The sequence below is a fragment of the Mesorhizobium sp. B2-5-7 genome (assembly GCF_006440875.1).
Classification (GTDB): domain Bacteria; phylum Pseudomonadota; class Alphaproteobacteria; order Rhizobiales; family Rhizobiaceae; genus Mesorhizobium; species Mesorhizobium australicum.
This window is the reverse complement of record NZ_VFUO01000002.1, coordinates 820,455-840,245: the sequence shown is the minus strand read 5'-3', so window position 1 is coordinate 840,245 and position 19,791 is coordinate 820,455. Positions and strand designations below refer to the sequence as shown.

Genomic DNA, 19,791 nt, shown 5'->3' with positions numbered 1-19,791 from the left:
TCAACCGCTCGATGCGTGCACCGTCACTACCGACTACTGACTACTCACTGTTCATCGAACTTTCGCGTCCAACCGACCAAGAAGCGCTGTCTTGGTCTTCCTGTCGACGAAGGCGGCTTCGATGGCGGTCCTGGTGACGGCGGCAAGCGCCTTTTCGCTCATCGAGAAATGTTCGGCGGCGATATCGTATTCGCGCTTCAGCGAGGTCCAGAAATAGGGCGGGTCGTCGGAGTTGAGCGTCACCTTGCAGCCGGCCGCCTGCAGGGCGGGAAAGGGATGGTCGGCGAAACTGTCGAACACCTTGAGCGCGATATTGGAGCCGGGGCAGCATTCCAGCACGACACCCTCGTCGGCGATGCGCCGGACAAGGTCGGGGTTTTCGATGGCGCGCACGCCATGGCCGATGCGCGACGGGCGGATATGGTCGAGTGCCGCCTGGACGGTTTCCCAGCCCGTCAATTCGCCGGCATGGACGGTGATGCCGAGCCCGGCCTCGCGCGCGATCTCGAAAGCCCTGACATAGTCCTCCATCTCGCCCATGCGCTCGTCGCCGGCGACGCCGAACCCGGTAACCAGCGGATGGCCGCAACGCGCCGCGAAGCGTGCCGCGCGCTCGATCGACTCGACACCGACATGGCGCACGCCGGTGACGATCATGCGGCCCTCGATGCCGGTCTTTGCCTTGGCGCGCAGCATGCCTTCGCCGAGCGCATCGGTGTAGGCCTTGGATGACAGCCCGGCTTTCGTCGCGTGGTCGGGCGAGGTGAACACCTCGGAGTAGATGGCGCCATCGCGGGCCAGGCTGGTCAGATAGTGGTCGGCCAGCCGCGCATAATCCTCCTCGGTCCGGAACAGGTCGGCGGAGAAGTCATAGGCGGCGAGAAAGGAGGTGAAATCGTGCCAGACGAAAGAACCGTTCTGGATATAAGGCGAGGTGTCCTTGCCGTATTTCTGCGCCTGGCGAATGACGAGATCGGGCGCCGCTGCCCCTTCGATGTGGCAGTGCAGTTCCGCTTTCAGAGGCATTCAAACATCCCGTCGGTCAGTCCAGGTCTTGAAACCCACCACCTGGAAGCGCGGCTGAACACCGCGCCTTAAACAATAGCGCCCGCATCATCGATCGGCTATGGTCCCGCCGGTTTTATGACGGATCAAAAAAATGTCAGTTGAGAGAGCCACGGCCGCCGGCGGCATGGAAACCTCCTATGGTTTCAAGCGTGTAGGGGAAGGCGAGAAGCAATCCCTGGTCAACGATGTTTTCCACAAGGTCGCCAACCGCTACGACCTGATGAACGATTTGATGTCTGCTGGCCTGCACCGGCTGTGGAAGGATGCCATGGTCGCCTGGCTCAATCCGCCTAAGCGCGCGGGCTGGCGCGTGCTCGATGTTGCCGGTGGTACCGGCGACATCGCCTTTCGCATCGTCGATGCCAGCCATGGCCATGCCCATGCCACCGTGCTCGACATCAACGGCTCGATGCTTGCCGTCGGTCGCGACAGGGCCGATAAGAAGGGGTTGTCCGGCAACACAGATTTCGTCGAGGCCAATGCCGAGGAACTGCCCTTCCCTGACGCCAGCTTCGATGCCTACACCATCGCGTTCGGCATTCGAAATGTCCCGCATATCGACGTGGCCCTGGGCGAGGCATTGCGCGTGCTGAAGCCCGGCGGCCGTCTCCTGTGCCTGGAGTTCTCCGAGGTCGAGATGCCGCTGCTCGACAAGGTCTACGAAGCCTGGTCGTTCAATGCCATCCCCAGGATCGGCAAGTTGGTCACCGGGGACGGCGAGCCCTATTCCTATCTGGTCGAATCGATCGCAAAATTCCCCAATCAGCAAAACTTCGCGGCGATGATTTCTCGGGCCGGCTTCGACCGCGTCTCCTTCCGCAACTATTCCGGCGGCATAGCGGCCCTGCATTCGGGCTGGAAGCTTTGAAGCCGTCGCCGATCTTCCTCACGCGACGAGCCTTGCGCCAGCTCGATGAACCGGTAGGGCGGACGCGGCCATGAGCACCGTCAGCGCGGCGTTCCGGCTCGTACGGGCCGGTTGGGTGCTGGTGCGCGAGGGCGTCGTTGCCGCCTTGCCCGGCGAGGAACTATCCGGCCTGCCGAAATTCGGCTGGCGGCTGGCGCGGCTGTTCACCCGCCGCCGCGCGCTCGCCTATGAGCGCAGCGATCGGCTGGCCAAGGCGGTGGTCCGGCTCGGCCCATCCTACGTCAAGCTTGGTCAGTTCCTGGCAACGCGGCCCGATGTCGTCGGCAACGACATGGCGCTCGATCTCGCCATGCTGCAGGACAAGATGCACACCTTCCCGACGGCCGAAGCGGTGGCCGCCGTCGAAGCCTCGCTCGGGCGCAAACTCGGCGATCTTTACAAGCAGTTCGGCGACCCGGTCGCCGCGGCTTCCATCGCCCAGGTCCATGCCGCTGAAACCGTCGATGGTGGCGTCGCCAGGAAGGTAGCGGTCAAGGTCATCCGGCCGGGCGTGCGCCGCCGCTTCTTCCAGGACCTCGAAAGCTATTTCCTCGCCGCCCGCCTGCAGGAGAAATACATACCGTCGTCGCGCCGGCTGAGGCCGGTCGAGGTGACCGAGACGCTGGCGCAGACCACCAGGATCGAGATGGACCTGCGCCTCGAGGCGGCCGCGCTCTCGGAACTTGGCCAAAGCACCAGGGAAGACCCTGGCTTTCGCGTCCCTTCGGTGGACTGGGAACGCACCGGCCGCGACGTGCTGACCATGGAATGGGTCGACGGCGTCAAGATGAACGACATCGCCGGCCTGCAAAGCGCCGGCCATGACCTGAAGGCAATCGCCACCAACCTCATCCAGTCTTTCCTGCGCCATACGCTGCGCGACGGCTTCTTCCACGCCGACATGCATCCGGGCAATCTGTTCGTCGAGGCGAACGGCACCATCGTCGCCGTCGATCTCGGCATTGCCGGGCGCCTCGGCAAGAAGGAGCGCCGCTTCCTCGCGGAAATCCTCTACGGCTTCATCACACGCGACTATCTGCGCGTCGCCGAAGTCCATTTCGAGGCCGGCTATGTGCCGCGCCAGCACAATGTCTCTGCCTTCGCGCAGGCGATCCGCGCCATCGGCGAGCCGATCCACGGCCAACCCGCCGAAACTATTTCGATGGCTAAGCTTCTGACGCTGCTGTTCGAGGTGACCGAACTCTTCGACATGGCGACACGGCCGGAATTGATCCTGCTGCAGAAGACCATGGTGGTTGTCGAGGGCGTGGCGCGCACGCTCGATCCGGCTTTCAACATGTGGAAGACCGCCGAACCGGTGGTCGGCGGCTGGATAGCCGGGAACCTCGGGCCGCGCGGCCTGCTGGCCGACGCGCGCGACGGCGGCAAGGCAATACTGACGCTGATCCGCCAGGCGCCGGAACTCGCGGCCCGTACGGAACGGCTGTCGCGAGAGATCGACCTGATGGCCGAGCACGGCCTGCGCTTCGATGAGGCGACCGCCCGCGCTATAGGCAAGGCCGAAGCGCGCTACAGCCGTTCCGGCCGTGTTGCATTATGGGTGATCGCGCTGACGCTGGTCTACATTGCCTGGAAGCTTCATTAGACCCGCAATCGCGGCAAGCCAGCTGCTTGCGGCAATTTGATTGCATTGCTATCATCGCCATCAAGTAGGATGAGTAGAGTGCAATCACATGGCCAGCATCACGATCCGCAACCTGGACGATGAGGTCAAGGAGTTGCTGCGCCGCCTGGCGGCGGAAAACGATCGCTCCATGGAAGAACAGGCGCGGGTGATGATCCGGGCCGCCGTCCACGGCCAGGTCGGCCCTGTTGGCCGTCTCGACCAGATCGAGAAAGCGCTGCACAAACTGGCCACTTCGCAAGGCACCCCGACCCCGGCGTCAGCATTAGCAGGCAAGAGCTTGCCGCGAGGCACGCTTTCCAACAAGCGCATCCTGCTTATAATCGGCGGCGGCATCGCCGCTTACAAGGCGCTCGATCTCATTCGCCGGCTGCGCGAGCGCGGCGCGGCGGTGCGCGTCGTCATGACATCGGCGGCGCAGGAGTTCGTCACCACGCTTTCGGTCGGTGCGCTCTCCGCCGACCATGTCTTCATCGACCTGTTCGACCGCAATGATGAGCACGATGTCGGCCACATCAGGCTGTCGCGCGAGGCGGACCTCCTGGTGGTGGCGCCCGCCACCGCCGACCTGATGGCCAAGCTCGCCAATGGCCATGCCAGCGATCTGGCCTCGACCGTGCTCATCGCCACCGACAAGCCGGTGCTGATGGCCCCGGCGATGAACCCCAGGATGTGGTCGCATCCCGCCACCCGCCGCAACCGCGCGAGCTTGGGCAAGGACGGCATCACCTTCGTCGGCCCTGCCAAGGGTGAGATGGCAGAGAGCAATGAGGCCGGCGAAGGCCGCATGGCCGAACCGCTTGAGATCGTCGCCGCGGTCGAGGCGCTGCTCGATGCCGGCCCCAGGCCACTGGCGGGGCGCAAGATCATCGTCACGTCGGGCCCGACGCACGAGCCAATCGACCCGGTGCGCTATATCGCGAACCGCTCGTCCGGCAAGCAGGGCCACGCCATCGCCGCGGCATTGGCAAGGCTCGGCGCCGATGTGCGCCTCGTCTCCGGTCCCGTCACCATCGCCGATCCGGCCGGAGTGAAGACCCTCCATGTCGAACGGGCGCAGGAAATGCGCGACGCTGTGGAACAGCTTCTGCCCGCCGACGCCGCGGTGTTCGTCGCCGCCGTTGCCGACTGGCGCACCGAGAATTCAGCCGGTGAGAAGATCAAGAAGGTCGTGGGCGAAGGCCCGCCGGTGCTGCGCATGGTCGAAAACCCCGACATACTGGCGGGTGTCGGCCATCACAAGCATCGACCAGGCCTGGTCGTCGGCTTTGCCGCCGAAACGCAGGATCTGTTGCGCAACGCCGAGGCCAAGCTCACGAAGAAAGGGGCCGATCTCATCGTCGCCAACGATGTGTCGCACCAAAGCGGCATCGGTCCTTCAGGCGTGATGGGGGGTGATCGCAACCGGGTGCGGATCGTGTCGAAGGCCGGCGTCGAGGAATGGCCTGAAATGACCAAGGACGAGGTGGCGGCACGGCTTGCCGCGCTCATCGCCGAGCGGTTGAAAACCATCGTCGTCTGACAAGTGCCGGCGGAAGCGTTTGCCGCCAACACCCTGTCGCTTGCGGTGAGCCAAGCCGTCAGTTGGCCAAAAGCTCCGCCGTGCGAGCAAGCGCACCGCCGAAGCCATTGAGCGGAATGGAAAAGCTTACGACTTGCCCCGTGTCGGCCGCGAACGCATCGATCTTGAGCGTGGTGCCGTTCTTGAGCAGCGGCGTGACATTGGCATCGAACGCCACCGGCACCAGGCAGCCGACCACCTGGCAGGTGCTGAACGGCAGGCTGCCGTCGAGCTTCTGATCGTCGATGGTCAGCGCGACACCCTTGGCAAGCGCCAGACCGAAAGGCAGGGCAAGCGTTCCGGTCGCATCCTCGCCGGTCTTGCTCGACAGCTCGATCGCCAAAAGCCGTTGGTTGCTTTGCTTGTTGAACTGCTGGTGCGACAGGCTGCAGACCTTGTTCGTGCCCGATATCTGGCAATTGACCGTCCAGTCGCCATGGGTTTCGGACAAGGCCGAAGCACCACCCGGCAGTTTCGGCACGTCAGCTGCGGCGGGCGGCGTTGCCGCCACCTTGTCGCCCTTGGTTTGCGCCGCCATGGCCGGCAGGCCTGCGATGCAGGCAGCACCCAGCACTGCTGCAAAATACGCGTATTTCCTCATCAAGATCTCTCCCGCCCGGCTCCGCCTCGAGCCAGCCTAGAAACTGACCTTGAAAGACGCGCTGACTGCATTCTGTTTGACCGTTTCCCCGAAGGCGCCATTATACCTGACGGACATGCCGACGCCATCGACGCAATTCAGCTCGAGGCCGGCGCCGACCCGATAGAGCGGCGAATCGATCGCCTCCGTCAAGTGCAATGCAGGGGGTGCCAGCAGATTCTCCGCCGCGCCGAAGCGGCCTTCGATCTCCCACTCCTTGGTGGAAAAAAGTTGAAACCTGCAACCGACCCTTCTTCCTTGCCGGAAACACGCAGCCTGCGCGGGTGGCAGCCCTTGAGCGGGCGCGGTTGGTGTGAGGGTGATCGGCATTCTCGCATGGCATCGTCGGGCAAAAGCCCTATATATCTGGTGTGATGAGATTTTTTTGCAGGAATAGATGGATGTGTGCGCGTCGTTCATCGATGATATCAAGATTGGTGGTGCTGGCTGGAGCGGTTTGCGCCGGCTTTGCGATGCCCGCTTCCGCGCAGGTGCTCAATCCCACGGTCAGAAACAACACAGTCATCCAGCAGAACGATCTGCAGGCCTTGCAAAACCGGGTTCAGCGGCAGCAGTTTCAGCAGCAGCAACAGCAGTATCGTGCCCAGGATCGCATCATCGTCCAGCAACCGCCGCCGGTCGTGCCGCAGGTTAGGCCGAGCTGCCAGACGCAGATAATCGGCAACACCGCCGTGAGCACCTGCCGCTGACGAACGGCAGCTTCTTTTATTTAGCCGACTTACATGATAGGGCACTTCAGGTGCCCCTGCGGCAGTTTGGATTTTGCAAAGGCGTCGCAGCACGTTAAGGGGCATTGCAGCGACTGGATTATTGAGATGGCAGCCACCAAGAAGAAGGCCGTACGCCTGGCCAGTAAAGGCGAAAGGATCCGCCAGGTGGCGGCGATCCCCTTCCGGCTGAATGCGCATGGCGGCATCGAGGTGATGCTGGTTACATCGAGAACCACGAGACGCTTCATCGTGCCCAAGGGATGGCCGATGAAAGGCAAGAGCGGACGCAAGGCAGCCACCATCGAGGCACTGGAGGAAGCCGGCGTGCTCGGCAAGACGCTGAAGCAGCCGGCGGGCACCTATTCCTACTGGAAACGCTTGGCCAACCGCTTTGTCCGCGTCGACGTCGTCGTGTTTCTGCTGGAAGTGACGGAAGAGCTTGCCGATTGGCAGGAAGCCAAGCGGCGGCAGCGGGCCTGGCTGGCGCCGGCCGACGCCGCGATGCTCATCGACGAGCCCGATCTCTCGACGCTGGTGAACACCTTGAAGTTTCCCGGACCCGCGCCGCTCGAGCAGGCATAAGCCTCAATTGTCCGCGCCCTCATCTTCAGGAAGCGGCCGTGCCGGCGGGCCGCTATAGGCCCACAGCCATTCGCGCGGCAGCGGCCCCTTGTTGCGCTCGGACTGCTGAGATTGCTCCCAGGCATGCGCCAGGATGCCGACGGAACGCGACAGCACGAAGAGTCCGCGCGTCAGCGGCGGCGGAAAGCCGAGTTCGCCATAGATGACGGCGGTGGCGCCATCGATGTTGAGCGGGATTTTTTTGCCCTTGCGCCGCGCGACGTCGGCCTCGATCGCCTCGGCAATGTCGGCAAAGCGGCCGTTGACCACGCCACGCGCGGCAAAATCTCTGACCAGTTCCAGCAGGCGCGGCGCGCGCGGATCGACAGGATGGAAGCGATGGCCAAGCCCCGGCACATAGCCCTTCTCCTGCCCGAAGAGCCGGTCGAGACGTGTCGAAACCGCTTCGTTGAGGCCCATGCCGCCATCGAGCGCCACGGCAATATCGCCATAGAAGGAAAGCGCCTGCTCGCCGGCGCCACCATGCACGTCGCCCAGCACGTTGATGGCCGAGGCCATGGCGCTGTTGATGCCGACGCCGCAGGTCGCCGCCATGCGGGCGATGGCGATCGACGGCGCCTGCGGCCCGTGGTCGACGGCCGCCCCCAAGGCAATGCCGAGCAGTGCCGCCTCGTCCTCGCTGGGCAATTCGCCACGCAGCATCAGCCAGATGACAGCCGGGAAGCTGACGCGGCCGATCAGGTCCTGGATCTCGTAGCCGCGCAGCCGGATCACACCGGGGCTCATCTCGATGATGCCGGTCTGCCACCATTCCTCGCCGCGCGCGCGGCCTGTTTTCTTCTCCACGCCGCTCATGTCAGGGCCTTTGCCTTGGCGCGCGGCGGCAGGCTGGCGAACACCTCGTCCATGTGCTCGCCCAGCACAGGCGGCGGCCGCGTCGGCAACGGTGCCGTACCGTCTACCATGAACCCGCCGCGCAGGACGGTCAGCGGCCCATCCATGCCAGCCACATCCTCGAAACGAGCCGTCACCTGGCGTTCGAGCACTTGTGGTTCGGTCAGCACTTGCGGGATCGTCAGTACCCGGCCCGCCGGCACGCCGGCTCGGTTGAGCGTCTCTTCCCAAATTGCCGCCGGATCGCTTGCCAGAGCATCCTCGATCTCGACCTTGAGCGCGGCACGGTTCTGCTTGCGGGTCTCGCGCTCGGCAAAGCGCGGGTCCGACGCCAGTTCCGGCCGTCCGATCAGCCGGCACAGCGTCACGAACTGCTCCTGCTTGTTGGCGGCGATGTTGATGAGCCCGTCGCCGGTGCGGAAGGCGCCGGAGGGAGCCGCCGTCATGTTCTCATTGCCCATCGGCTTGGGATCGACCCCTGCCGTCAGGTAATTGGAAACAGGCCAGCCAAGCGCGGAAAGCGTGCATTCGAGCATCGACACGTCGAGGAACGCGCCCTCGCCCGATGTCTTCTGCCTGACCAGCGCCGCGGCGATCGAGAACGCGCCGACCAAGCCTCCCAGCGTGTCGGCGACGGGATAGCCGACGCGCAGCGGCGCGGTTTCCGGCGTGCCGGTTATGCTCATGATCCCGGAAAGACCCTGGATGATCTGGTCATAGGCCGGGTTGTCGCGCATCGGCCCGCTCTGCCCGAAACCCGATATCGCGCAATAGACGAGGCCCGGGCGGACCGCCCTCAGCATCTCGTAGTCAAGCCCGAGGCGTTTCATCACGCCGGGCCGAAAATTCTCCACCAGCGCATCGGCGCTGGCGACCAGGTCCAGGAAGCGCCCGCGATCCGTGTCCTTCTTGAGGTCGAGCATGACCGATCGTTTGCCGGCGTTCTGGGCCAGGAAGGATGCGCCCATGCCGGCATTGTTGAGCTTTGGAGAGCCGCCGAGCTGGCGCGCCAGATCGCCGCCTTGCGGCCCCTCGACCTTGATCACGTCGGCTCCCAGCAAGGCCAGCTGATAGGCACAGTAAGGCCCGGCGAGCACATTGGTCAGGTCGAGGACGCGGATACCGGAAAGCAAGTCTGTCATATCTTTTCAGATCGCTCAGGCATCGCCCGGCACATGTTCGGGACCGCGCCGCCGCCGGTTTTCGATGAAGGCCCAGACATGCGGCCCGACCAGGCCGATGAAGGCGAGCGTCAGCAGGGTCAGCGACAACGGATGCTTGTAGAACACCGACCAGTCGCCGTTCGAGATGGTCATCGCCCGGCGGAACTGGGTTTCGGCGAGCGGTCCCAGGATCATGCCGATGATGACGGGCGCGGTCGGAAAATCGAACCGCCGCATCAGGAAGCCCGCGGCGCCCAGGAGATAGAGGATGACGAGATCGATCGGCGACTGCGAGATGCCATAGGTACCAACAGTGGCGAACACCAGGATCCCGGCATAAAGCTGCGGCGCGGGAATTTTCAGCAGCCGCACCCACAGGCCGATCAGCGGCAGGTTGAGGATAACCAGGATGACATTGGCGATGAACAGGCTGGCGATCAGGCCCCAGACAAGGTCGGCCTGTGTCGTCAGGAGCAACGGCCCCGGGTTGATGCCGTAGCTCTGGAAGGCCGACAGCATGATCGCCGCCGTCGCCGAGGTCGGCAGCCCAAGCGTCAGCATCGGCACCAGCACGCCGGCGGCGGACGCGTTGTTGGCGGCTTCCGGCCCTGCAACGCCTTCGATGGCGCCGACCGTACCGAACTCCTGCTTGTGCTTCGACAGTTTCTTTTCGATGGCATAGGACAGGAAGGTCGGGATCTCGGCGCCGCCGGCCGGCATGGCGCCGATCGGAAAGCCGATCGCCGCTCCCCGCAGCCAGGCCTTCCACGAACGCCCCCATTCGGCCGCCGTCATGTAGAGCGAGCCTTTCAGCGGCACGATCTCGTCTTTGCCGGCATAGCGGCGCGAGGCCATGTAGAGCGTCTCGCCAACCGCGAACAGGCCGACGGCGGCGATGATGACGTCGACGCCGTCGAGCAATTCGGTCATGCCGAAAGTAAAGCGCGGCTGGCCCGTCTGCAGATCGACGCCGATCATCCCGATTACAAAGCCGGCAAACAGGCTGGTCAGGCCTCGCACAGACGACGACCCAAGCACCGCCGAAACAGTGATGAATGCCAGCACCATCAGCGAGAAATACTCCGCCGGGCCGAAGGCCAGCGCGAACTTGACCACTATAGGCGCCAGGAAGGCGACGCCCAGCGTGCCGAGTGTGCCAGCGACGAAAGAGCCGATCGCCGAGGTGGCGAGTGCTGCGCCGCCGCGGCCGGAGCGGGCCATCTTGTTGCCTTCCAGCGCCGTCACGATGGTTGCGCTCTCGCCGGGCGTGTTGAGAAGGATCGACGTCGTCGAGCCGCCATACATGGCGCCGTAATAGATACCGGCGAACAGGATGAAGGACGCCTCCGGCGCCACCTGATAGGTGATCGGCAAGAGCAGCGCGATGGTCAGTGCTGGCCCAAGGCCAGGCAGCACGCCGATGGCGGTGCCAAGCGTCGTGCCGAGCAGGCACCACAAAAGATTGGTCGGGCTGAAAGCGACCGCGAAACCGTGTGCGAGATGGCCGAGCGTATCCATGGCGTCAGCCTCCCAGCGTGCTGGTGAACGCGTCGATCACCATGTTCAGCTGGTTCTCGACGACACCAGCGCCGATGTTGACGCCGAGCGCCTTGGCAAAGCCGAAATAAGCAGCCAGCGCCAGCACCAGGCCGATGAGCACATCGCGCAGCGTATGCCTGCTGCCGAAGCCGTAGCAGACGAGAACGAACATGATGACCGACGCGGCGGTGAAACCGAGCGGCTGGATGAGCACAAGATTGGCCAGCAGACCGATGACGACGAAGCCCATCGCCTTCCAGTCGGTCGGCGTTTCCTTTTCCTCCTCCGGCTGCCAGCCGCCGCGAAGCGCGGCGAGGATGAGCAGCAGGGAAAGCACAATCAGGCCGACCATGGTCAGATAGGGAAAGACGGTCGGACCAACCTTGGAATAGAGCGGCGAGACCGGGATCGCCAGCGTCTGCCAGGCCACGGCCCCGGCGCAGGCCAGGAGGCCGACGCCGATCAACAATTCCGGTACGGCGAGTCGCGGCGGCACTGCCTGCTGGTCGGTGGTGCTCATGAATGTCCTCCCCGCTATGGATGGCTACGATCTGGTGGCCAAAACAGCCGCCTCCAGCAGCCGGCTTCGTCGTACCTTCACGCTGCATGGCCGCATGCGATCGATGCGTCGAGAAAAGGAGGAGGCGGCACGAGCCGCCCCCTTGGGGGAAATCAGGCGAGACCGAGGTCCTTGAGGATGGCCTCGATGCGAGCCGAATCCTCAGTGACGAATTTGGCATAGTCGTCGCCGGTGAGCAGGATGGACGTCCAGTTGCGGTTCTTGCATTCGGTCGCCCATGCATCGCTCTTGGCCATGGTTTCGACCAGCGTGATCATGGCCGCCTTGTCGGCGTCGGAAATGCCGGGCGGCGCGAAGACGCCGCGCCAGTTGAACAGTTCCACATCGATGCCGGCTTCCTTGAGCGTCGGCGCGTCGATGCCGTCCTGGCGCTTGTCGGCCGAAATGGCGAGCAGCCTGAGCGCGCCCGCCTTGACTTGCTCGGAGAACTCGCCGAAGCCGGAAATGCCGGCCGCCACCTGGTTGCCGAGCAATGCCGACAGAGCTTCGCCGCCGCCCGCGAACGGTACATAGGAGAGGCTGGGAGCCGGAACGCCGACCGTCTTGGCGATCAGGCCGAACAGGATGTGGTCGGACCCACCGGCCGAGCCGCCCGCGACAGGAACCTTCGTCGGATCGGCCTTGAGTGCCGCGACGAAATCGGCGGCCGTCTTGAACGGCGAGTCCGCCGGCACCACCAGCGCCTCGAATTCCCCGGTGAGACGGGCGATGGGCGTGACTTGGGTCAGGTTGTTGGCCGCCTTGTTGGCGATGATGGCGCCCACCATGACCATGCCCGCGACCATGAGCGCATTGCCTTTGCCGCTCCACTGATTGATGAACTGCGGCAGCCCTACCGTGCCGCCGGCACCACCGACATTGGTGATCTGCGAGCCGGAGATGAGCTTCTCGCCGCGCAGCACCTGATCCATCGTGCGCGCCGTCTGGTCCCAGCCGCCGCCAGGTGCCGCCGGCACGAAGATCTGGACTTGAGGCGCACCTTCGGCGAAGGCGGGTGAGAAATGCGATGCCACCAGCCCGGCCGCGCCAGCCGCCGCCGTACTCATCAAAAATCTGCGTCTGTTCAGCATGGGATTCCTCCAGATCACGACACCTCCTCCGGTGCCTGCCAAAACGCGCCTGTTCACAGACCCGTGATCAAGTTCAAGCAGATTTTACCTTGTTCCGTCAACAGGAACGACATTCTACTGGACAGAACGGTCCGGTGGCGCGACAGAGTGGTTCCGCTCGGGCTTCACCGAATTGGGAACCGCAATGGACTTACCAGGCAACTCGGCTGATGCGGAAATCCGGCGTACCTCCGTCGAAGGTGTTGCGGCACTCGACCGGGCGATCGCCATCCTCGATGCCTTCAGCACGGCCGACCGCTCGCTAAGTCTTGCTGAAATCGCGATGCGCACCGGTCTTTACAAAAGCACGATCCTGCGGCTCGCCAATTCGCTGTTGCGCGGGCAACTGCTCGAGCGCCTGGACGATGGGCGCTATCGCGTCGGACCCGCCGCCTTTCGGCTGGGCGCGCTTTACCAGCGTTCGGTGGTGGCGGTGGACATCCTGTTGCCGATCATGCGCGATCTCTCCGAACGAAGTTGGGAGAGTGTTGCCTTCTACGTCCGCTCAGGAGACGTGCGCACCTGTCTTTACCGGGTCGAATCCAAGCATCCGATCCGCTACACGATACGCGAAGGCGACGTATTGCCTCTGCTGGCCGGTTCGGGCGGGCGCGTGCTGGCGGCGTTTTCGGGACAGCAGGGCGAACCCTACGAAACCATCCGCAAAACGTGCAATTGTCTCGCTGTGGGTGACCGCGACCCCGAAACGGCAGGCGTCTCGGCGCCGGTTTTCGGGCCGGGACACGCGCTGCTTGGCGCCTTGACGCTGGCTGGTCCAAGCACGCGCGTCGACGCTGCGTTCCTTGAGCGCATGAAGCGCCCGCTGCTCGAGGCGGCGGCCCGCGCCACTCGCGCCTTCGGCGAGGATGCCTCCATGCTGGAGCAGGCGAGCCTCGCGACGGAGGCTTAGCCCTAGCTCCGCGGTTATGGCGTCGGAAAGGCCTCCAACTTCCGCTCGCCGCCCCTGTAAGGAAGCTGCGCGCCCAAGGCCGGTTGCGGCAGGTCAAGGTGTGCAGCGGTTTTCCGTCCGGATTGCGCGTTTGTAGCGCCTGGCCGGGTGATTGTCGGCGCCCTCGCCTCGCCTGACACCCCTCAGGGCAGCCGCTCCAGCAGCATGGTCGGCGCATCATGGTAGAGGGTCTGCGTCAGCTCGATATAGCCGCACTTCCTGGCGACGTTCAGCGAAGCCGTATTTTCGGGATCGATGATGCAGACGGTTCTGGCACGTCCGAACGTCTCGTCGCCCCAGCCATGCACGCGGCTGACGATCTCCGTGGCAAGGCCGGCGCCGTGCGCGGCCGGTGCGAGCGCCCACCCCGCCTCGGGGATGCCTTCGATCGACGGCTCCATGTCGCGCTTCAGATCGTGGAACCCGGCCTCACCGATGAAACGGCCGGTCGCTTTCTCCTCGATGGCCCAGAAGCCGTAGCCAAGCAGCGACCACAGGCCGGCATGGCGCAGGAAGCGCATCCAGCTTTCCTCACGCGTGCGCGGCTTGCCGCCGATGAAGCGGGTGACGACGGGGTCGGCCCACATGGCGGTATAGGCGTGGAAATCCTCCAGTTGGTGCGCCCTTAGAATGGTTCGCTCGGTCTCGATGACCGGAACACCGTGCGGATTTTTCATGACGATATGCCTCGCTGATCCTCAGCGCTTAGCAAATCGCTGGTGCGGTGCAAGGGCCAGGGCGATACGCGCCATCATCCAGGGAAGGCCTAGTAATCGAAGCAGAACTTCAGCCGTGCCAAACCATATTCATGTAGACACCACCACGCTGCAATTCATCCAGCATCTGGTCGAGCCGCTTTCGCCTGGTATCCGGGTGCTTGGCGCGGCCGATCCAGCCGAGATAGTCGTTCTTCTGATAGTCCGGCCGAGCCTGATCCCGGTGTTCGCGGCGGCGATGGCGCGCGGCTACGGCGCCTGATCTTCGGCGGCGACAGTTTCAAGCGGGGCGATCGGCACCAGGGGCGCCGGAATGCTGGTCGTCTTCACCTCTGCCTTGCAAATATCGGCGATGACGCAGGCCGGGCAATCCGGCTTGCGCGCCTTGCAGACATAGCGTCCGTGCAGGATCAGCCAGTGATGCGCATGGCGCATATATTCGTCCGGGATGATCTTCAATAACCCCTGCTCTACCTGTTCCGGCGTCTTGCCGGGCGCCAGGCCAAGCCGGTTGCCGATGCGCAAGATATGCGTGTCGACCGCCATCGTATGCTGGCCGAAGGCCATGTTGAGCACGACATTGGCGGTCTTGCGCCCGACACCGGGCAACTTGACCAGTTCATCGCGGTCATCCGGCACCTCGCCGCCATGGTCGCGGATCAGCGCCTGCGATAGGGCGATGACGTTCTTGGCCTTGTTGCGCCAGAGACCGATGGTCCTGATATGGTCGCCGACCTTGGTTTCACCGAGCGCCAGCATCTTTTGCGGCGTGTCCGCAACCTTGAACAGAGCCCGCGTTGCCTTGTTGACACCGGCATCGGTCGCTTGCGCCGAAAGCACCACCGCCACCAGCAGCGTGAAGGCATTGACGTGTTCGAGTTCGCCCCTCGGCCCCGGCCGCTGCACCGAAAAACGCCGGAAAATCTCATGCACTTCAGCCGGGCTGTAGCGGGACGAGCGCCGCGCCGGCCGAGGGCGCGCCTTGGCATTGGAGCCATCACGGCGTCCGGCCGGCAGCTCTTTTTCGGGCATGGAAGACTCATTGGACTTGGGACGCGCCATTTCCCTCCTATAATAGTCTGTCATGAGTGACACAAACGCCTCGTTTCAGGCTGACGAGCCCTTCTTTCACGCGTTGCTGACCCCGCACCGGTCGCTGGGCAGGACGGGCTTCCTGATCCTGATGGGCGCACTGATGGTCGGCTGGCTGGTGACGGGTGCGTTTTTCCTGTCGCGCGGTGCCTGGCCGGTGTTCGGCTTCTTCGGCCTCGACGTGGTGGCCGTCTACATCGCCTTCCGCGTCAATTACCGGGCTGCACGCGCCCGCGAGGAAGTGTCGGTCTCGCGCACCAGCCTCGACATTCGCAAGACGGCCCCCTCGGGAAGGTCGGAAGCGCATCGCTTCAATCCGTTCTGGGTACGGTTTTCGATCGCCCGGCACGCCGAGATCGGCATCATCAGAATGACCGTGGAGGCACAAGGCCAGAACGTGCCGATCGGCGGCTTCCTCGACCCCGATTCGCGCGAGAGCTTCGCCACCGCCTTCTCGCGCGCGCTGGCGACCGCCAAGGCGCGCTAAAAGCAATTCCAGGGAATTTCCGGGAAAGCCTTGCCGTAGAGTGTCATGAGCAAGGTCTCTTTTGCCCCTGTCAGATGGACTTTTTCGCCAGCCATCAGCGGCTCCCTGGCTCGAATCCCGAGTCTATCTGGGCAAGTGCTGCAAGAAGGCAGGTTTCGGGTGGCGATCGGCGCCCCGAGGGGCGATATTCCAGCCCAAGGAGACAGTCCATGAGCACACACACGGCAGTCCTCAAGAAGGACATCACGCCTGAGGGCAGCGACTACGAAATCGTACGCCGCGCCATCGAAAAGATCAGTCTCGACTATCGCGACCAGCCATCGCTGGAAGAACTGGCCGAGGAGGTCGGCGAGACGCCGACCGGCTTGCAAAAACTCTTCACCCGCTGGGCCGGCCTGTCGCCCAAGGCCTTCCTGCAGGCGGTGACGCTGGACCATGCGCGCAGGCTGCTCGATTCCGGCATGCCTCTGCTCGAAACCTCCTTCGAACTGGGCATGTCCGGCCCCGGCCGGCTGCACGACCTGTTCGTCACCCATGAGGCTATGTCACCGGGCGACTACAAGACGCGCGGCGCTGGCCTCACCATCCGCTACGGCTATCACACCTCCCCGTTCGGCACTGCCTTGATCATGGCCACCGACCGCGGGCTTGCCGGCCTCGCCTTCTGCGACGGGGGCGAGGAACGCACCGCTTTTGCCGACATGTCCGGCCGCTGGCCGAACGCGCTCTATATCGAGGACAGGGAAGCGACAGGGCCCTATGCCGCGCGCATCTTCGAGCCGACGCTGTGGCGCGCCGATCAGCCGCTTCATGTCGTCATGATCGGGACCGACTTCCAGGTCCGCGTCTGGGAGGCGCTGCTCCAGATTCCGATGGGCAAGGCCCGTACCTATTCCTCGATCGCGGCCAGCATCGGTGCGCCGAGCGCCAGCCGCGCGGTCGGCGCCGCCAACGGCGCCAACCCGCTCTCCTTCGTGGTGCCTTGCCACCGCGCCATCGGCAAATCAGGCGATCTCACCGGCTATCACTGGGGCCTGACCCGCAAGCGCGCCATCCTCGGCTGGGAGGCGGGGCAGATTTCGTCGTGAAATGTCGATTTTTTCTTCCTGCCCCGGAGAATATACTTATATTTGGAAATACGCAGTATTATTGCGCTTGGTTTTGAAACTTCTGGATACAACCGTGGACAACCGCCGGTTTCTTCACGAGCGTTATTTCGATATCTTATTTAAGTTTACGCTAAATTAACCACGATAAAGCGATGATGACCCATATTAATTCGGGCGATCCGACTTAATAGGAGAATCTCGATGAAGTTGTTCCGCACCGTGTTTGGTGCAGCCTTGCTGGTCACGTGCCTGAACCACGCGGCGATGGCCACAACGCAGAATGTCATCTTCAATGGCACGGTCACCGCGACCTGTACGCTTGTCGTCGGCACCAACGGCACCATGACGGTGAGCGCCGACCTTCAGTCGCTGAGCTCCCACAACAGCGGCGGTTCGGCTGGAACAGTCACGCTCACCACCACCGGAGGTGTTTCACTTAGCGTCGATCCGGTGACCCTCACCACCGTGCCCGCCGCCGACAGCACCGCCACCACCTGGACACCGACCTATTCGGCCAGCGGCGCCCACACGACCGCTGAAACGGGGGCCGCCACCGCCCTCGCTGTCCCCGGCGCCGACCTTGTCTCGGTCCATCTCGCTGGCACCAAGGGCGGCAGCAACCGCTTCGCCACCGGAAACTATCAGGCAACGGTAACACTGCGCTGCGAATAGCCGTCGCGAAGGAGGGGTCCTTGAAACATGCACGAATCCTGGCGGCGGCGCTGGCCGTCGGCCTGCCGGCCCTTGCCGCCAACGCCCAGTCGATGTCGCCGATGCGGGGTGAGGTCAACAGTTTCACCGACGCCTTCGCGATCCGCGTGTTTCCCGCCAATCCCTACGGCCAGAAGATCAAGGTCGAAATCCACGTTTACGATCAGAATTTTCAGCCAGTGGATGCCAAGATCTCTCCGAGCGTTTTCCAACTGGGCTCGCAGGCTTCCCGTCCTGTCCTTGTGGTCGTGCCCTTCGGCGGCGCTGCCGAGCGTAAAGTGCGTATCTGTACCGAGAGCATCCCCTTTCCCAATCAACAGACGCAGATAAGGGCACAGATATGCGGAAAGTTTTTTGGGCACCGCAAGTCCTGACAGTCGCGTTTGCGGCAACCTGGGCAGGGATCTCGCCGGTTCTGGCCGAGGATGTCTACAACCTCAATCAGAATGAGAGCGGCTTCAACCTGCCCGGCGTGACCTTGCCGCAAGGGCAGGATGAGGTCCACGCTTCCGACGGAACCACCTGCCGCTCCGCCGTATCGGGCACCGGTGCCTATCTCGACCTGGGCGTCATCAGAGGCAACAATCAGGCGAACAACGACGTCGCCACCTACGGCCGCGTGGTGATTCCGATCGGGCGTACGCCGAAGCGCGTCGATTGCAGCCGCCTCTACGAGCTTGAGGTCGAGCGCCTGCAGCTGGAGCTGAAGCTCCTCAAGATGGGCCTGGGCGGTGACGGGCCGACCGCGAGCGTGGCCGCCAGCGCACCTACGCCCGTGGCCGCGTCACCCGGATGGGCCAACGAAGGCTGGAGCATCAGAACCGGAAGCGGCGATGGCAAGAAAAAGAAGAAGAAATAGCCGCGCGCTGCTCGCGATGGCCGCGCTCGCCGGCTGCTGCCTTCCGGCGCAGGCCGCGATCATCGGCACCTGCACCATCATGGTCGGGGCATCGGGCACGATGACCGCAAATCCGGCCATCGGCATACTGGGCTCCAAGCAGGCAGGCGGATCAAGCGCCAGCGCCACCGTGGTGGCAAGTTCCCTGCTGTGCTCGCTGCTCAATTTGCTGGACTGCTATTCGGTTTCAGCATCGGCGCCTGCCGCATTCTCGTCCGCGCCGAGCGGCGGCGGCACCAACGTGACCTTCGCCTCGGTCTTCCGCCTCGATGGCTCGGGGGTCGACAATAATGGTGGCGTGCCGCAAAGGGTCGCCAATGGCACCCACGCCGTGCAGATCGACCTCACCGCCACCAAGTCGAGCGGTATCTTTCCCGCCGGCAACTATCAGGGCATCGTCACTGTGCTTTGTGAATGACGCGGCAAATCACGCTGGACCATTCGCGTGGTCTGGCATCGAACGGCTTGGCAGGATAGCTTCCGCGCATCAGCAGGAGGCATTTCTTGATTATCGTAGTCGGTTCGATCAACCTCGACCTTATCGCCAGTGTCGACCGCTTGCCGAGCCCCGGTGAGACGGTGAGCGGTTCCAGCTTTACGACGGCCCCCGGCGGCAAGGGCGCCAACCAGGCACTCGCCGCCGCGCGTGCCGGCGCTCAGGTGCGCATGGTCGGCGCCGTTGGCAAGGACAATTTCGCCCCCGAGGCACTGGCTTTGCTGCGCGAGGCCAAGGTCGACCTGTCGGGCGTGGGAGAGACCTTTGCCTCGACCGGCACGGCGCTGATCATGGTCGGCGATGACGGCGAAAACATTATCGCCGTGGTGCCCGGCGCCAACGCTTCCGTGGTGCCCGGCGACCTCTCCAAGGCTTTTCTGACAAAGGGCGACGTCGTGCTGCTGCAGCACGAGATTCCGCTCGCGACGGTCGATGCGGCCCTCGACCAGGCAAGGGTGGCCGGCGCGATCACTGTCCTCAACACGGCCCCTTTCCATGGCGGGGCAGCCGCCTTCCTCGGCAAGGCCGACTATGCGGTCGCGAACGAAACCGAATTCGACCTCTATGGCGAAGCCCTTGCCCTGAAAGGCCGCGATCGTGCAGCGCGCATGCGCGACTATGCCAGCAAGACTGGACGCATCATCGTCGTCACGCTCGGCGGCGACGGCGTGATGGCGGCAACGCCAGGCGAATTCCTGACCCTCCCTGCTTTGCAGATCACGCCGGTCGACACGGTCGGGGCCGGCGACACTTTCTGCGGCTATTTCGCCGCCGGCCTGTCGTCGGGCCTCACGCTCGAACAGGCATTGGCGCGTGCCGGCGCCGCCGGCTCGCTGGCTTGCCTTAAGCCCGGCGCCCAACCGGCGATCCCACTGGCCAAGGATGTCGACCAGGCGCTGCAAGAGGCCGGTTGA

The 19,791-nt window shown here is 63.9% G+C and carries 24 protein-coding genes; 13 read left to right on the top strand and 11 right to left on the bottom strand.

Translation table 11 applies throughout. From position 1 onward, the window contains the following. Positions 1-51: 51 nt before the first annotated feature. Positions 52-1,026, bottom strand: coding sequence for an adenosine deaminase (locus tag FJ543_RS11590; RefSeq protein ID WP_140875133.1), 975 nt, complete (start codon positions 1,024-1,026; stop codon positions 52-54). Positions 1,027-1,159: 133 nt separating this feature from the next. Between FJ543_RS11590 and ubiE the strand changes: the two genes are divergently transcribed. The 3 genes from ubiE (at position 1,160) to coaBC (ending at position 5,142) form a co-directional block, all read left to right on the top strand. Next, the gene (gene ubiE / locus FJ543_RS11585; protein WP_140875131.1) at positions 1,160-1,936 is read left to right on the top strand and encodes a bifunctional demethylmenaquinone methyltransferase/2-methoxy-6-polyprenyl-1,4-benzoquinol methylase UbiE; all 777 of its coding nucleotides are present in this window, start codon (positions 1,160-1,162) and stop codon (positions 1,934-1,936) included. Positions 1,937-2,006: 70 nt separating this feature from the next. After that, positions 2,007-3,581 (top strand): 2-polyprenylphenol 6-hydroxylase, encoded by a 1,575-nt coding sequence (gene ubiB, locus FJ543_RS11580; RefSeq protein ID WP_140875129.1) that lies wholly within the window; start codon positions 2,007-2,009, stop codon positions 3,579-3,581. Between the two features lie 88 nt (positions 3,582-3,669). Continuing rightward, the gene (coaBC, locus tag FJ543_RS11575; RefSeq protein WP_210243702.1) at positions 3,670-5,142 is read left to right on the top strand and encodes a bifunctional phosphopantothenoylcysteine decarboxylase/phosphopantothenate--cysteine ligase CoaBC; all 1,473 of its coding nucleotides are present in this window, start codon (positions 3,670-3,672) and stop codon (positions 5,140-5,142) included. Between the two features lie 58 nt (positions 5,143-5,200). Here coaBC and FJ543_RS11570 read toward each other — a convergent pair whose 3' ends face one another. Both FJ543_RS11570 and FJ543_RS11565 read right to left on the bottom strand, forming a co-directional pair. Further along, entirely contained in the window at positions 5,201-5,782 is a 582-nt protein-coding gene (locus tag FJ543_RS11570; protein ID WP_015315744.1) for an invasion associated locus B family protein, read from the bottom strand. Between the two features lie 36 nt (positions 5,783-5,818). Then, the gene (locus FJ543_RS11565; RefSeq protein WP_015315743.1) at positions 5,819-6,151 is read right to left on the bottom strand and encodes a hypothetical protein; all 333 of its coding nucleotides are present in this window, start codon (positions 6,149-6,151) and stop codon (positions 5,819-5,821) included. Between the two features lie 92 nt (positions 6,152-6,243). Between FJ543_RS11565 and FJ543_RS11560 the strand changes: the two genes are divergently transcribed. Both FJ543_RS11560 and FJ543_RS11555 read left to right on the top strand, forming a co-directional pair. Continuing rightward, positions 6,244-6,531: a hypothetical protein gene (locus FJ543_RS11560; RefSeq protein ID WP_224596499.1), complete on the top strand. Its 288-nt coding sequence runs from the start codon at positions 6,244-6,246 to the stop codon at positions 6,529-6,531. Positions 6,532-6,657: 126 nt separating this feature from the next. Then, on the top strand, positions 6,658-7,134 hold the full coding sequence (locus FJ543_RS11555; protein WP_015315741.1) for an NUDIX hydrolase: 477 nt from the start codon (positions 6,658-6,660) through the stop codon (positions 7,132-7,134). A gap of 3 nt (positions 7,135-7,137) precedes the next feature. Here FJ543_RS11555 and FJ543_RS11550 read toward each other — a convergent pair whose 3' ends face one another. The 5 genes from FJ543_RS11550 to FJ543_RS11530 all read right to left on the bottom strand — a co-directional run bounded on the left by FJ543_RS11550 (position 7,138) and on the right by FJ543_RS11530 (position 12,380). Further along, positions 7,138-7,989, bottom strand: coding sequence for a citryl-CoA lyase (locus FJ543_RS11550; RefSeq protein WP_140661724.1), 852 nt, complete (start codon positions 7,987-7,989; stop codon positions 7,138-7,140). Continuing rightward, entirely contained in the window at positions 7,986-9,170 is a 1,185-nt protein-coding gene (locus FJ543_RS11545; protein ID WP_140661723.1) for a CoA transferase, read from the bottom strand. Before FJ543_RS11545 ends, FJ543_RS11550 begins: the two co-directional genes overlap by 4 nt. A 15-nt stretch (positions 9,171-9,185) precedes the next feature. Further along, positions 9,186-10,709, bottom strand: coding sequence for a tripartite tricarboxylate transporter permease (locus FJ543_RS11540; RefSeq protein WP_140618847.1), 1,524 nt, complete (start codon positions 10,707-10,709; stop codon positions 9,186-9,188). Positions 10,710-10,713: 4 nt separating this feature from the next. After that, the gene (locus FJ543_RS11535) at positions 10,714-11,250 is read right to left on the bottom strand and encodes a tripartite tricarboxylate transporter TctB family protein (protein WP_140875127.1); all 537 of its coding nucleotides are present in this window, start codon (positions 11,248-11,250) and stop codon (positions 10,714-10,716) included. A 152-nt stretch (positions 11,251-11,402) separates the two neighbouring features. Next, positions 11,403-12,380, bottom strand: a complete 978-nt coding sequence (locus FJ543_RS11530) for a tripartite tricarboxylate transporter substrate-binding protein (protein WP_140661721.1) — start codon at positions 12,378-12,380, stop codon at positions 11,403-11,405. A gap of 184 nt (positions 12,381-12,564) precedes the next feature. Here FJ543_RS11530 and FJ543_RS11525 point away from each other — a divergent pair, with 184 nt between their 5' ends. Continuing rightward, on the top strand, positions 12,565-13,329 hold the full coding sequence (locus FJ543_RS11525; RefSeq protein ID WP_140823877.1) for an IclR family transcriptional regulator: 765 nt from the start codon (positions 12,565-12,567) through the stop codon (positions 13,327-13,329). Between the two features lie 182 nt (positions 13,330-13,511). On the opposite strand, the gene FJ543_RS11520 is transcribed toward FJ543_RS11525, so the two are convergent. The 3 genes from FJ543_RS11520 to nth all read right to left on the bottom strand — a co-directional run bounded on the left by FJ543_RS11520 (position 13,512) and on the right by nth (position 15,146). After that, positions 13,512-14,045 carry a GNAT family N-acetyltransferase gene (locus FJ543_RS11520; RefSeq protein ID WP_140875125.1) on the bottom strand — a complete coding sequence of 178 codons (534 nt, stop codon included), beginning with the start codon at positions 14,043-14,045 and terminating at the stop codon, positions 13,512-13,514. A gap of 109 nt (positions 14,046-14,154) precedes the next feature. Further along, positions 14,155-14,259, bottom strand: coding sequence for a YdeI/OmpD-associated family protein (locus FJ543_RS11515; RefSeq protein WP_140824007.1), 105 nt, complete (start codon positions 14,257-14,259; stop codon positions 14,155-14,157). Between the two features lie 74 nt (positions 14,260-14,333). Next, positions 14,334-15,146 carry an endonuclease III gene (gene nth / locus FJ543_RS11510; protein ID WP_140875123.1) on the bottom strand — a complete coding sequence of 271 codons (813 nt, stop codon included), beginning with the start codon at positions 15,144-15,146 and terminating at the stop codon, positions 14,334-14,336. 22 nt (positions 15,147-15,168) lie between these two features. On the opposite strand from nth, the gene FJ543_RS11505 reads away from it, so the two are divergent. The 7 genes from FJ543_RS11505 (at position 15,169) to FJ543_RS11475 (ending at position 19,791) form a co-directional block, all read left to right on the top strand. Then, positions 15,169-15,663, top strand: coding sequence for a DUF2244 domain-containing protein (locus FJ543_RS11505; protein WP_015315732.1), 495 nt, complete (start codon positions 15,169-15,171; stop codon positions 15,661-15,663). Between the two features lie 209 nt (positions 15,664-15,872). Next, entirely contained in the window at positions 15,873-16,751 is an 879-nt protein-coding gene (locus FJ543_RS11500) for a bifunctional helix-turn-helix domain-containing protein/methylated-DNA--[protein]-cysteine S-methyltransferase (protein ID WP_015315730.1), read from the top strand. Between the two features lie 222 nt (positions 16,752-16,973). Continuing rightward, on the top strand, positions 16,974-17,444 hold the full coding sequence (locus FJ543_RS11495; RefSeq protein ID WP_140661716.1) for a hypothetical protein: 471 nt from the start codon (positions 16,974-16,976) through the stop codon (positions 17,442-17,444). A gap of 20 nt (positions 17,445-17,464) precedes the next feature. Next, on the top strand, positions 17,465-17,857 hold the full coding sequence (locus FJ543_RS11490; protein ID WP_140618856.1) for a hypothetical protein: 393 nt from the start codon (positions 17,465-17,467) through the stop codon (positions 17,855-17,857). Beyond that, a complete protein-coding gene (locus tag FJ543_RS11485; protein ID WP_015315727.1) occupies positions 17,824-18,342 on the top strand; it encodes a hypothetical protein in 519 nt (172 codons plus the stop codon). Before FJ543_RS11490 ends, FJ543_RS11485 begins: the two co-directional genes overlap by 34 nt. Further along, positions 18,317-18,799, top strand: a complete 483-nt coding sequence (locus FJ543_RS11480) for a hypothetical protein (protein ID WP_140875121.1) — start codon at positions 18,317-18,319, stop codon at positions 18,797-18,799. Before FJ543_RS11485 ends, FJ543_RS11480 begins: the two co-directional genes overlap by 26 nt. A gap of 86 nt (positions 18,800-18,885) precedes the next feature. Next, entirely contained in the window at positions 18,886-19,791 is a 906-nt protein-coding gene (locus FJ543_RS11475; protein WP_140721175.1) for a ribokinase, read from the top strand.